The organism is Rhizobacter sp. P2_G4, assembly GCF_056403575.1.
Window position 1 is genome coordinate 283,440 of record NZ_JBFUFG010000002.1, and the last position, 13,087, is coordinate 296,526.

General features: G+C 65.6%; 12 protein-coding genes and 1 tRNA gene. 12 read left to right on the plus strand and 1 reads right to left on the minus strand.

The window, feature by feature from the left end; all coding sequences use genetic code 11:
• Position 1 precedes the first annotated feature (1 nt).
• Both AC1DYS_RS07845 and AC1DYS_RS07850 read left to right on the plus strand, forming a co-directional pair.
• On the plus strand, positions 2-1,006 hold the full coding sequence (locus tag AC1DYS_RS07845) for a glycosyl hydrolase (protein WP_477897765.1): 1,005 nt from the start codon (positions 2-4) through the stop codon (positions 1,004-1,006).
• Between the two features lie 5 nt (positions 1,007-1,011).
• Positions 1,012-1,938, plus strand: a complete 927-nt coding sequence (locus AC1DYS_RS07850; protein WP_477897767.1) for a LysR family transcriptional regulator — start codon at positions 1,012-1,014, stop codon at positions 1,936-1,938.
• Between the two features lie 13 nt (positions 1,939-1,951).
• Here AC1DYS_RS07850 and radC read toward each other — a convergent pair whose 3' ends face one another.
• The gene (gene radC, locus AC1DYS_RS07855) at positions 1,952-2,626 is read right to left on the minus strand and encodes a RadC family protein (RefSeq protein ID WP_477897769.1); all 675 of its coding nucleotides are present in this window, start codon (positions 2,624-2,626) and stop codon (positions 1,952-1,954) included.
• A 70-nt stretch (positions 2,627-2,696) separates the two neighbouring features.
• On the opposite strand from radC, the gene AC1DYS_RS07860 reads away from it, so the two are divergent.
• The 10 genes from AC1DYS_RS07860 to AC1DYS_RS07905 all read left to right on the plus strand — a co-directional run bounded on the left by AC1DYS_RS07860 (position 2,697) and on the right by AC1DYS_RS07905 (position 13,075).
• Positions 2,697-3,176 (plus strand): FKBP-type peptidyl-prolyl cis-trans isomerase, encoded by a 480-nt coding sequence (locus AC1DYS_RS07860; protein ID WP_477897771.1) that lies wholly within the window; start codon positions 2,697-2,699, stop codon positions 3,174-3,176.
• Positions 3,176-4,162, plus strand: coding sequence for a 4-hydroxy-3-methylbut-2-enyl diphosphate reductase (gene ispH, locus AC1DYS_RS07865; protein WP_477897773.1), 987 nt, complete (start codon positions 3,176-3,178; stop codon positions 4,160-4,162). The genes AC1DYS_RS07860 and ispH overlap by 1 nt, the downstream gene beginning before the upstream one ends.
• A 124-nt stretch (positions 4,163-4,286) precedes the next feature.
• A complete protein-coding gene (gene serS, locus AC1DYS_RS07870; protein ID WP_477897775.1) occupies positions 4,287-5,594 on the plus strand; it encodes a serine--tRNA ligase in 1,308 nt (435 codons plus the stop codon).
• Between the two features lie 48 nt (positions 5,595-5,642).
• Positions 5,643-5,730, plus strand: a tRNA-Ser gene (locus AC1DYS_RS07875).
• Positions 5,731-6,147: 417 nt separating this feature from the next.
• A complete protein-coding gene (locus tag AC1DYS_RS07880; RefSeq protein ID WP_477897777.1) occupies positions 6,148-7,023 on the plus strand; it encodes a transketolase in 876 nt (291 codons plus the stop codon).
• Positions 7,020-7,970 (plus strand): transketolase family protein, encoded by a 951-nt coding sequence (locus AC1DYS_RS07885; protein WP_477897779.1) that lies wholly within the window; start codon positions 7,020-7,022, stop codon positions 7,968-7,970. Before AC1DYS_RS07880 ends, AC1DYS_RS07885 begins: the two co-directional genes overlap by 4 nt.
• A 20-nt stretch (positions 7,971-7,990) precedes the next feature.
• Positions 7,991-9,472 (plus strand): FGGY family carbohydrate kinase, encoded by a 1,482-nt coding sequence (locus AC1DYS_RS07890; RefSeq protein WP_477897781.1) that lies wholly within the window; start codon positions 7,991-7,993, stop codon positions 9,470-9,472.
• 14 nt (positions 9,473-9,486) lie between these two features.
• Positions 9,487-10,494: an ABC transporter permease gene (locus AC1DYS_RS07895; protein WP_477897783.1), complete on the plus strand. Its 1,008-nt coding sequence runs from the start codon at positions 9,487-9,489 to the stop codon at positions 10,492-10,494.
• Positions 10,495-10,546: 52 nt separating this feature from the next.
• Positions 10,547-11,482: a sugar ABC transporter substrate-binding protein gene (locus AC1DYS_RS07900; protein ID WP_477897785.1), complete on the plus strand. Its 936-nt coding sequence runs from the start codon at positions 10,547-10,549 to the stop codon at positions 11,480-11,482.
• An 81-nt stretch (positions 11,483-11,563) separates the two neighbouring features.
• Complete coding sequence (locus AC1DYS_RS07905) at positions 11,564-13,075, plus strand: sugar ABC transporter ATP-binding protein (protein ID WP_477897787.1); 1,512 nt, start codon at positions 11,564-11,566, stop codon at positions 13,073-13,075.
• Positions 13,076-13,087 lie beyond the last annotated feature (12 nt).

The window sequence follows — 13,087 nt, forward strand, 5'->3', positions numbered from 1 at the left end:
CATGAACCCTGTATCAGGCCCAGGCCTTCTTGCCCGCCGCCGGCTGATGGTGGGCACGCTGTTCGGCAGTGTGCTTGCAACGCTCGCTGCTTGCGGTGGTGGTGGGAGCGAGGGCGCTGCACCCAGCCCCGCGGCGCCCACACCGCCTTCGCCACCGGCACCGCCTCCTCCAGCACCTCCACCATCGGGCCCAGGCCCTGCGCCTTCACCCGCTGCACCCAAGAGCGCAAAGCGCGGCATCGCCTACGACCTCTCCAGCGTGGCCGACATGGCGGCGCTCGCCCCCGGGGTCAGCTGGTGGTACGGCTGGGGCTCGAAGCCGAACGGCAACGCGCCCGCCGACCCGGTCGCGGCCTACGGCATGGACTTCGTGCCGATGCTGTGGAACGACGATTTCAACGCGGCCGACGTCACCGCGTGGTTGAAGGCGCGTCCGGCGGTCAAGCATTTGCTGCTGCTCAACGAGCCCAATCTCTCTGGCCAGGCGACCATGACGCCGCAGAAGGCCGCAGGCGTGTGGCCGCGCTACGAGAAGATCGCGGCCGACACGGGCGTGAAGTTAGTCGGGCCGCAGATCACGTATGGCAACCTGGCGGGCTTCACGACGCCAGTTGCTTGGCTCGATGCGTTCTACGCTGCCTATCGCAGCGCCAACGGCGGGCGCGACCCGCACATCGACTACATCGGTTTCCACTGGTACGACTACGGTCTAGCGGGCAAGCTCGATGAACTGCTCAAGTACAACAAGCCGTTCTGGGTGACCGAGTTTGCCAACTGGCACAACGGCGATGGCAGCGCGCAGATCGACACGGTCGAGAAGCAGAAGGCACAGATGACCGACATGGTGGCCATCTGCGAGAACCGCGCCGACGTGTTCCGCTATGCCTGGTTCACCGGCCGCTGGAGCAATGACACGCACCACACCAGCCTGCTCGGCGCCGACGGCGTACTGACCGCACTCGGCCAGCACTACCTGTCGCTGCCTTTCTCCAACCCAACACCCTGACAGTCATGCGCGACGGGTTCACATTCGATCAATTGAAGATATTCCTGGCTTGCGTCGAGCGGGGCAGTTTCTCGGCTGCGGCGCGCAAGCTGGGGCGCTCGCAATCGGTGGTCAGCGAGAGCATTGCGCAGCTCGAGCAGCAGCTCGGTGTGAGTCTGTTCGACCGCAGTGGTCGCCTACCTGTCCTTACCGACGAAGGGCGCGCGCTGCTGTCCGATGCACGGGCGCTGGCGCGTGGTGTCGACGGCTTCAAGGCGCGCGCACGCAGCCTCAGCGAAGGCATGGAGCCCGAGCTGTCGGTCGCGGTCGATGCGCTGTATCCGCTCGAGTGGCTCACCGAAGCGGTCGGTGACTTTCGACGCGAGTTTCCCGGCACACCGCTGCGCCTGCAGATGGACGTGCTCGGGGCCGTGCTGCAGCCGCTGATGGACGCGCAATGCGACCTGGCGGTCATCGGCCCGCAGCCCGAGCTGCCTGAGGGTGTGTTGTCCGAGCACATGCTCCATGTGCCCGCGGTCACGGTGGTGGCACCGGAACACCCGTTGGCGGCGTACCGCGGACTCATCCCGCGGACGGTGACGGAACAGCACGTGCAACTGGTCTCGACGGATCGCTCCGGGCTCACATCGGGCCGCGACTACGACGTGCTGTCGCCGTTGACGTGGCGGCTGGCGGGCGCCGGCGTCAAGCAGCAGTTTCTGCGCGCCGGCTTCGGCTGGGGCCACATGCCGCGGCCGCAGGTGGAAGCTGACATCGAACAAGGCTTGTTGCAGACCATTCAAGTGGAAGGCTTTCCGTTCGAGGCCTCTCAGTACCCGATTCGTGCCGCCTACCGCAAGGACACGCCACCTGGCCGCGTGGCCCGGTGGTTCCTGCAGCGCCTCACACGTGCGCATCACGTGGTCGACGTGGCGCTCGTGCGCGTCGGCTGAAGCGCGAGACGCGCTACAGCAGGCCGCGCTCAGCGAAAGACACGGCCTCGCTGCGCGTGACGACCAGGTGGTCGAGCACGCGCACGTCGATCAAGCCCAGTGCCGATTTGAGTGTCTGCGTCAGAAATTCGTCGGCACGCGAGGGCTCGGCCGCGCCGGATGGGTGGTTGTGCGCGAGCACCACCGCAGCGGCGTTCAAGTCGAGCGCGCGCTTGACCACCTCGCGCGGGTAGACGCTGGTTTGCGTCAGCGTTCCGCGGAATAGTTCTTCGAGGCGGATGAGCCGGTTCTGCGCATCGAGAAACAGCACCACGAACACCTCGTGCTCGCGCCCGCCGATCTGCAGCCGCAGGTACTCCTTGACCCGTGTCGTCGAATCGAACAGCGGGCGCTGCATCAGCTCTTGCGCCAGTGACCGTCGAGCGAGTTCGAGCACGGCGCTCATCTCGGCACGCTTGGCCGGCCCCAGGCCCTTGATGCGCTTGAGGTCGTCCGGCTCGGCCTGCAGCAGCCCGGTCAGCCCGCCGAATTCGGTGAGCAGCTGCTGCGCCAGTTGCAACACCGAGGTGCCCGGCAGCCCGGTGCGCAGCAGCAGGGCGATCAGCTCGGCATCGGCCAGCGAGGCGGGGCCTCGTGCAAGCAGTTTTTCTCGGGGTCTGGCATCAGGGGGAAGGTCTTTGAGCACCATGGATTCGGCCTGCCAGGCAAGGCACCTAAAATTGAGCGCAGTCTAAGCGGCGCATGGCGCGGCTTCGGCGATGCCTTCATCACCAGGAAATTCTTTGAACCACGTTGTCAATCACGTGCAGCAGGGCTCGTTCCTGACCCTGCACTACCGGCTGAGCGGCCCCGATGGCGCCGACATCATCAACACTTTCGCCGACAAGCCGGCCACGCTGTCGCTCGGCTCGGGTGAACTGGCGCCGGCGATGGAAGCGCATCTGATGGGCCTGGCCGAAGGCACACGCACTTCCTTCCAGCTGCCCGCAGGCGAAGCCTTCGGCGAGCGCAACCCCGACATGCTGCAGCGCGTGAAGCTCTCGCTGATGCATCAGCTGGGCGACCCCGACGAGCGCTACGGCGTTGGCGACGTGGTCCAGTTCCCCACGCCGGACGGGCAGGGTGCCTATGCCGGCGTCGTGCGCGAGGTGGGCAGCGACTGGCTGCTGTTCGACTTCAACCACCCGCTCGCCGGTCAGCCGGTAACGTTCGAAGTGCATGTGATCGGGGTGCTGTGATGACTGCTGAAACGCGAACTTTGGAAGAAGTGCTGCTGGCCGAGCCACGCGGTTTTTGTGCCGGCGTCGACCGCGCCATCGAGATCGTGGAGCGTGCGCTGAAGAAGTTCGGCGCACCGATCTACGTGCGCCACGAGATCGTGCACAACACCTACGTGGTCAACGACCTCAAGGCCAAGGGTGCGATCTTCATCGAAGACCTGGCCGAGGTGCCGCCCGGGGCGACACTGGTGTTCAGCGCGCACGGCGTGAGCCAGGAGATACGTCGCGAAGCCACCCGCCGCGGCTTCAGCGTGTTCGATGCCACCTGCCCGCTCGTCACCAAGGTGCACGTGGAAGTCGCCAAGCTGCACAGGGAAGGCTACGACTTCCTGATGATCGGGCACAAGGGCCACCCCGAGGTCGAAGGCACCATGGGCCAGCTCAACGAGGGCATCTACCTCGTGGAAGACGTGGCTGACGTGGAGCACGTGCAAGTCGCACAGACCGAGAAGCTGGCCGTGGTGACGCAGACCACGCTGTCGGTGGACGATGCGGCCGAGATCCTCGCGGCGGTGAAGCGCCGCTTCCCCACCGTGCGCGAGCCCAAGCAGCAGGACATCTGCTACGCCACGCAGAACCGACAAGACGCTGTGAAGGTGCTGGCCCCGCAGGTCGACGTTCTGATCGTCGTCGGCAGCCCCACCAGCTCCAACAGCAACCGCCTGCGCGAATTGGGCGAGCGCCTCGGCGCGGCCGCCTACATGGTCGACCAGCCCGAAGACCTGAAGCCCGAGTGGTTCGACGGCAAACAGCGCGTCGGCCTCACCGCTGGGGCGTCGGCTCCCGACATCCTGGTGGATCAGGTTATCGCGCGCCTGCGTGATCTTGGCGCCGTGTCGGTTCGCAAGATGCCGGGCGTGGAAGAGACCATCCAGTTTCCGCTGCCCAAGGGTTTGAAAGACAGCCACGTCGATTCGGCGCTGCACTCGCACCCGATTCGCTGAGGCGACGCCACAGCCCCAGGCCATCGCACAGGTGGCCTTTTCACTGCCTTGGCTCAAGGGCCGCCCAAGAGGTGGCACCCTACAATTCCAGCCCTTTGCTGTACTGCGACCGAAAGCCCGTCCCATGCTTGACATCACCCTGCTGCGCAAAGACCTCGCAAGCGTCATCGCCACGCTGGAAAAGCGCAAATCGCCCCAGCCATTTCTCGACGTCGGGCGCTTCCAGGCGCTGGAGTCGGAGCGCAAGACCCTGCAGACGCACACCGAAGAACTGCAGGCCAAGCGCAACAGCCTGTCCAAGCAGATCGGCCACCTCAAGTCCAAGGGCGAAGACCCCGCGGGCGTGATGGCTGAAGTGGGTGGCCTGGGCGACGAGCTCAAGGTTTCGGCCGAGCGGCTCGAGGCGATCCAGGCCGAGCTCTCGCAGATGCTGATGAGCGTGCCCAACCTGCCACACGCGAGCGTGCCCGAGGGTGACGACGAGAACGGCAACGTTGAGTTGCACCGCTGGAGCCCCGACGGCAAAGGCCCGCCCAGCTTCGACTTCCCGGTCAAGGACCACGTTGACCTCGGCGCCCCGCTGGGCCTGGACTTCGACACCGGCGCCAAGCTCTCCGGTTCGCGCTTCAGCTTTCTGCGCGGCCCGGTCGCGCGCCTGCACCGCGCGCTCGCGCAGTTCATGCTTGACACGCAAACCCAGGCGCACGGCTACACCGAGTGCTACACGCCCTACATCGTCAACCGCGAAGTGCTCGAAGGCACGGGCCAGCTGCCCAAGTTCAAGGAAGACATGTTCTGGGTCAGCCGCGGCGGCGACGAGTCGCAGCCCGAGCAGTACCTCATCTCCACCTCGGAGATCTCGCTGACCAACAGCGTGCGCGAAAGCGTACTGGCGGCCGACCAGCTGCCCATCAAGCTCACGGCGCACAGCCCCTGTTTTCGCAGCGAGGCGGGCAGCGCAGGGCGCGACACGCGCGGCATGATCCGCCAGCATCAGTTCGACAAGGTCGAGATGGTGCAGATCACGCATCCCGACAAGAGCTACGAAGCGCTCGAAGAAATGCGCGGCCACGCCGAGGCGGTGCTGCAGAAGCTCGGCCTGTCGTACCGCGTGGTGACGCTGTGCAGCGGCGACATGGGCTTCGGCTCGACCAAGACCTACGACCTCGAGGTGTGGCTGCCGGCGCAGAACACCTACCGCGAGATCAGCTCCGTCTCAAACTGCGAGGCCTTCCAGGCGCGGCGCATGCAAGCGCGCTTCAAGAACGCGCAGGGCAAGAACGAGCTGGTGCACACGCTGAACGGTTCCGGCCTGGCGGTGGGGCGGGCTCTGGTGGCCGTGCTCGAGAACTACCAGAACGCAGATGGCTCGATCACCGTGCCTGAAGCGTTGCGTCCGTATCTCGGTGGTCAGGATCTCTTGAAAGCCTGAGCTAGAATCTGCGGCTCGGCACAGACCCGCCGACGCCCCACAGATTTCGGAGAGGTGGCAGAGTGGTCGAATGTACCTGACTCGAAATCAGGCGTACCGCAAGGTACCGAGGGTTCGAATCCCTCCCTCTCCTCCATAGATAAAAAGCAGAAAAAAGGCCGCCTTCGGGCGGCCTTTTGCTTTTGGCGTGTGCGGAGATTCCTCCCGATTTGGACAAGGGGTCCTTCAAGATCTCCGAGTGAGGCGGTGGGCGATCCGCATTCGCTTTCGGGCGCCGACCATCGATACCCATCTCTAGCGCCAAGCCAGCTTTGACGGCTTCACAGCAAATCCGGGCCGCTGCACTCCAAGGTTCTGATTGCATAGGCTCCGTCATGCGAGCTGAGGCAGCAATGCGGTCTTCAGAAGGGCTTGGGCCCTTCTGCGCCGCGAATGGATTGGTTGGGGAAAGCCCGGATAACGACCCGCGCAGAATCCTCTAAATTATTGATCAAGCATTCATGCATGAATAAATATGCAAACACAACGACACACTGCGGCATCTGCCGGGTTGGTGAGCGATCCAACGGCGCTGGCGCTCTGGCGTGCCAGGCGCGAGACCTTCGATGCCGGGACGTTGGTGCAGCGAATTCCTCTGTTGCGGTCGAGCGCAAACCACATCCGCCGACAGATCATCGCGACGATTGACCAAGCTGGCCTCGGGCACATCGGGGGTGATCTGTCCGTCACAGACATCCTCATCACTCTGTTCGAGGGCGTGCTGCGGATCGACCCTGCTCAACCGGCATGGGAGCAGCGCGACCGCTTCATCCTAAGCAAGGGGCACTGCGCTGCCGCCCTGTACTCAGTCCTGGCGGCCTCGGGCTACTTCCCTCCCGCTCGCCTGGCCGACTTCGCGGCGCCGCTGTCGCCGCTCAACGGGCACCCGAACCGTCGCAAGGTGCCTGGCGTCGAAACCAACACAGGCCCGCTGGGGCATGGCCTTCCGGTCGGTGTCGGATGCGCGACTGCGGCGCAGATCACGAAGCAGCAATGGCGCACGTTCGTCGTCCTCGGCGATGGCGAGCTTCAGGAGGGCAGCAACTGGGAGGCGGCGATGTATGCGGCGCAGCGCCGGCTCGTGAGCCTGACCGCCATCGTCGACCGAAACCGCCTTCAGCAGGGTGCCAGCACCACTGACACGAATGACCTCGAACCGCTGGCTGACAAGTGGACGGCTTTCGGCTGGGAAACGCACGTCGTCGACGGGCATTCCTACGACGAGCTCTTGGATGTGCTCAGTCGTGCCCCGGGCGACAAGCCCAGGGCGGTGATCGCCAACACGATCAAGGGCAAGGGTGTCTCGTTCATGGAGAACGGCGTGGAGTGGCACCACAAGGTACCCAGCGCCGCGCAGGTTGCCGCGGCGATCAAGGAGCTGGCAGAGTGAGCAAGGAAGACAGCAGCATCGGCTTCGACTGCCGGCAGGCGTTCGCCGAAGAACTTGCCACACTGGCGCAGACCGACCCGCGCATCGTGGCGGTGTGCAATGACTCGGTCGGTTCGAGCAACCTCGGGGCCTTCCGCAAGGCGTTTCCAGATCGGCTTATCAACGTCGGCATCGCGGAGCAGAACATGGTTGGCGTCGCGGCGGGCCTGGCCAACGCTGGCCTGCGGCCCTTCGTCTGCGCGGCCGCGCCTTTCCTCACGGGGCGCGCACTCGAGCAGATCAAGGCCGACGTCGTCTACTCCGACTTCCCGATCGTGCTCTGCGGCATGAGCCCCGGCATGGCCTACGGTGAGCTCGGCCCCACGCACCACTCGATCGAAGACATCGCCTGGACGCGCGCTATCGGCGACCTTGCCGTCATCGTCCCGGCCGACCCCGAAGAAACCAGATCGGCGATGCGTTGGGCGGTGAAAGCCGCGCGACCCTGCTACATGCGCATCGGGCGCACCAAGGTGCCGGCCGTGATGCCTGAGGGCCGTGCGTTCGAACTCGGGCGCGCCACCGTTCTGCGCCAAGGAAGCGACGTCACGCTGGTGGCGATTGGAACCATGGTGACCCGTGCGCTGGCGGCGGCCGATCAACTCGCAGGTGAAGGCATCAGCGCGAGGGTCATCAATGCCGCGTCGGTTCAGCCGCTCGACGAGCAGACGATCCTGGCGGCGGCGAGGGAGACACGCGGAATCGTCACGGTCGAGGAGGCCATGGTGCGGGGTGGCCTGGGATCGGCGGTCGCCGAACTCGTGTCGCAGCAGCACCCGACGCCGATGCGGATCATGGGGATCACCGACTTCGCTCCCACCGGCAACGCCTCGTTCCTGTTCGAACACTTCGGCCTGACGCCGGCCAATATCGCCAGGACCGCGGGCGAACTACTGCGGGCCCATTGAAGGCCATTGGGACGATTGACGTGGACTACGTACTTGCCATCGACCAGGGGACGAGCGCCACCAAGTGCGTTCTCGTCGACCGCGGCGGCCGGATGGTTGCCAAGGCATCCGTGCCCGTCGGCGAGCGTTATCCGCTGGCCGGTTGGGTGGAGCAGGACGCCGAGGAGATCTGGGCCAGCGTGCAATCGGCCGTCGCGCAGTGTCTGTCGCAACAGCAGGGCAGCGCTGTTGCCGCGGTCGGCCTCTCGACGCAACGTGAGTCCGCGCTGGTCTGGCGCAGGGATGACGCTCGCGCGCTGACGCCATTGCTGAGCTGGCAAGACCAGCGCACGGTCGAGTTGCGCGACCAGCTTGCGAGAGATGGCGGCGAAGCGCTCGTGCAAGCTCGCTCCGGTTTGCCACTGGACCCGATGTTCTCGGCGCTGAAGATTCGTTGGCTGCTGGACCGCATCGACGCCGATCGACGCGCAAGCCGCAACCGTGAACTGCGCGCCGGAACGATCGACGCCTGGCTCCTCGCGAGGCTGGGCGACGATGATGCCATCGAGGTCGGCAATGCCTCGCGCACCCAACTGCTCCATGTGCGCACGGCCCGCTGGGACGACGAACTGCTGAGGCTGTTCGGCATCCCGCAGCAAGTCCTGCCGCAGGTCGTGCCCTCGCGTGCAGCACGAGGCAATGCGGGCAAGCTCCATCCAGCGCTCGAAGGCGTGCCGGTTCATGCGGTGATGGCGGACTCGCATGCCGCCCTGTTCGCGCATGGCGCTTACGCCCCCGGCGCCGTCAAGGCGACGATGGGCACGGGCTCATCCGTCATGGGACTGACTGAAGATGCGACACGCGTGCCTCCAGGCCTGTGCTTGACCGTGGCGTGGGACGCCGGCCAGGGGCCGCTGCTTGCGTTCGAAGGCAACATCCGCGCGGCAGGCTCGACGCTGCGCTGGGCTGCCGAGCTGTTCGGCCTCGATGCTGAATCGGCGGCAGCTGAAGCATCAACGGCCGATGCCGCCGGACTCTGCCTGGTGCCGGCCTTCAACGGACTGGGCGCGCCGTACTGGGACCCGCATGCGGTCGGCCTGATCAGCGGCTTGACGCTGGCGACGAATCGCGCCCAGCTTCTTGCGGCTGCGCTTGATTCCATCGCCCACCAGGTCTCGGACGTCATTAATGCGATGGACGCCAGCGTCTCCGGCGTGCAGCGGCTGCTGGTGGACGGCGGGCCGTCACGCAACGCCAAGCTGCGCGCCCTTCTTTCTTCGTACATCGGCCGGCCGGTGGTTCACTGCACCGATCCCGAACTGTCTGCGCTCGGCGTCGCCCACATGGCGGGCTTGGGAGCAGGTGTCTGGGACATGAATGCGTTGCGCGACCTCCCCAGGGCACAGCAGACCACGCCGGTGCCTGCCTCTGACGACAAGGCAGGCGTTGCGCGCCGCACGTGGGTGCATGCGGTTGCTCGCGCACGCCTCGCCACCGGCAACCCAACCCAGGGCGACAAGTGAATTCAGGAGCTCCCATGGCCCTCGACCCTACAACCAACCCACTGCGCAACAGTGCTGTGCTGGTACCCACGCGGCACGAGGCGAGACCGCTGGTCGAACGCCTCGCCGACCATGTGCCGTTGTTCAGCCTCATCGCCCTGTGCATCGCGTTCTCGATGGCGACAGACACCTTTCTCAGCGTGCGCAACCTGGTCAACGTCATCGATCAACTGACGGTGCTCGGCATCATGGCGCTCGGCATGACGGCGGTGATCGTCATCGGTGGGATCGACCTGTCCGTGGGTTCCGTGCTCGCCGTGTCGATGATGGTGATGGGATGGTTGTCGAATGCGAAGGGCATTCCGATGCCTGTCGCGATGATGGCGGCCCTGGTGGTGGGGGCTCTGTGCGGCACGTTCTCGGGGCTGCTCATCACGCGAGGCAACTTGCCACCGTTCATCGCGACGCTGGCGACGATGTCGATCGCCCGGGGCCTGGCCAATCTGATCACCGACGGCAGCCAGATCGTGGGCTACCCCGACTGGTTCTCTGCGCTGTCGATCGAGCGCTACTTCGGCTTCCTGTCGGTGACCGTCGGCTTGTTCATCGTCCTGACCATCGTGGCCGGGATCTACATGAAGTACCGCGCCGGCGGCCGCTCGCTGTACGCGATTGGCGGCAGCAGCGAGGTTGCCCGGCTGGCGGGGATTCCCGTCAAGCGGGTGACGCTTGCCGTGTACGCGGTCTGCGGTCTGCTTGCGGGCCTGGCGGGCATCGTCATGTCGACCCGGCTCGACTCGTCGCAGCCCAGCGGTGGCCTGGGGTATGAGCTCGACACCATCGCTGCCGTCGTGATCGGCGGGGCGAGCCTGTCGGGCGGTATCGGATCCATCTTCGGCACGCTGATGGGCGTGTTGACGATTGGTGTGCTTCGCAACGGCCTGAACCTGGTCGGGACTTCGCCGTTCGTGCAGCAGATCGTGGTCGGTGTCGTGATCGTGCTCGCCGTGATGGTCGACGCCAACAAGCGCAAGTCCCGTTGAGACCCCGTTGAAACCCGTTTCTTCAAATTCATTCCAACAAGGAGACAACCCCATGTTCAAGTTTCGAAAGACTGCGCTCGCAGTCATTGCCGGCGTTTTTCTCGCGGCGGCTCCTGCTGCCTGGGCACAAGGGCAGGGCAAGACGATCGGCCTCGCCGTGGCCAATCTGCAGGCCGACTTCTTCAACATGATCAAGCAGGGCGTCGAGGCCTACGGCAAGGAGAAGGGCTACAGGGTCATCACGGTGGACGCCAAGGGTGATGCCACGACCCAGGTCAACCAGATCCAGGACCTGATCGCCCAGAAGATCGACGCGCTGATCTACATCCCCGCCGGCGCGACTGCCGCGGCCGTGCCCGTCAAGGCCGCGCGGGCGGCCAAGATTCCCGTCATCAACGTGGACCGCAACGTCGACGCCAACCCGGGTGACACCTTCATCTATGGGCAGTCCGTCGCGGCCACCACCGAATTGGGCAAGTGGCTGTGCCAACAGACCGGCGGCAAGGGCAAGGCCGTGATGATCCACGGCCAGCGCGGCACCACGCCCGAAGTCGATCGGACCAAGGGCTTCACCGAGGGCCTCGCGTCCTGCGGCATCAAGGTCACCCAGGATCAATGGACCGAGCGCTGGTCGGCCGACGAAGGCAACCGCATCGCGCAGGACATGCTGCAACGCGACCCGACGATCAACATCATCGTCGGCCAGGCCGACGGCATTGCCATGGGCGCGTCTCAGGCCGTGAAGCTGGCGAAGCTGCCGCAGAAAGCCTGGGTCGTGGGCTTCGACGGCGACCCCGGCGCGCTGATCGCGGTGAAGAACGGCACGCTGGACGCGACGGCAACGCAGCAGACCTGGACCATGGGCAAGATGGCGGTGGATGCCGTCACGGCCGTGCTGGCGGGCAAACCGCTTCCGAAGGATCAGCCGACCGACGCAAAGCTCACGCTCAAGTCGAACGTCGACGAATTCATCAAGCAGCACCCCTGACAGTGGCAGCCCGGCGCCCATTCCAGGGTGGACGCTTGGCCTGCACAACATTGCCTCTCTGTCTCCGAATGAAGTCTGGCCATGAACGCTGACGAACCGGCACCCGATCACGCGGGCCTGCGTGTGCGAAACGTCGGCAAGACGTACGGCGCGGTCACTGTGCTGAAGGGCGTCAACCTGGACGTTCGGCCCGGCGAGTGCGTCGCGCTGCTGGGCGAAAACGGCGCGGGCAAGTCGACCTTGTCATCGCTGATCGCGGGGCTGCATCAGCCCGACGCGAGCGGGCGCATGTGGTGGGCGGGGCACGGGTATGCGCCTCAGTCTCCTGCCGATGCGCTGCGCGCCGGCATCGGCTTGATTCACCAGGAGATGCGCCTGCTGCCCCAGCTGACCATTGCCGAGAACGTCTTTGTCGGCCGGCTGCTGATGAAAAACGGCCGGGTGGACATGGAGTCCATGGTGCAGAAGGCCCAGGCGCAGCTGCATCGCCTGGGGCTCGACGTCTCGGCGACGCGAAAGGTCGGCACGCTGCGCGTCGCCGCACAGCAGCAGGTCGAGATTGCGAAGGCGTTGACCCTCAATGCCAAGCTGTTGATCCTCGACGAGCCCACGGCCGCGCTCGGAGACGAAGAGACCAGTCGCCTGTTCGAGCAGGTTGAGCGGCTGAAGTCCGAAGGCGTGTCCTTCATCTACGTCAGCCATCGTCTCGCCGAGATTGCGCGCATCTGCGACCGGATCGTGGTGCTGCGTGATGGCGAGCAGGTGGCCGAGTACGAAACGGCGCAGATCCCACCGAGCTTGCTCGTGCGCGACATGGTGGGCCGCAACGTCGACCGGCTGTTCCCCGATGTGCATCCGCCCGCGGCGGATGCACCGATTGCCTTGTCCGTGCGCGGCCTGACCGCACCGGACGGCAGCTTCAAGAACCTGAGCTTCGAGGTGCGAGCCGGTGAAGTGCTCGGCTTCGCGGGCATTGCAGGCGCGGGGCGAACCGAGGCCATGCGCGCCATCGCGGGTGTGGACCCGATCCAGTCGGGCGAGATCGCGCTTTGTGGGGCGGCGTTGAAGGCCAGGTCTCCGATCGATGCCATCCGCCAAGGGCTGGTGATGGTGCCCGACGATCGCAAGGCGCTCGGCGTGGTGCTGTCCCACTCGATCTGGGAGAACCTGGCCTACAGCAACCTCAACGAGGTCGCGCCCAAAGGCTGGCTCACGCCCTCGCGCGGGGTGGCCTTTGCCGAGCGGCTGATCAAGCGCCTGGGTGTGAAAGGGGGGCCCACGCAGACGGCCGGGTCGCTCTCGGGCGGCAACCAGCAGAAGCTGGTCATCGCGAAGTGGATCGCCTGCAATCCCAAGGTGATCATTCTTGATGAGCCGACGCGAGGTGTCGACGTCGGGGCACGGGCGCAGATCTACGAGGTGATCGCGAGCCTTGCGCGGCAAGGCATGGCGGTCATCGTGGTCAGCTCAGATCTCGATGAGGTGCTGGGCCTGTCGCACCGCGTGGTGGTGCTGGCCCGCGGAGAGGCCCGCGGCGTGCTCCCCAAGGCGGAAGCGACCAGCGAACGTGTCATGGAACTCGCGGTGGCTTGAGGCGGAGCCTCT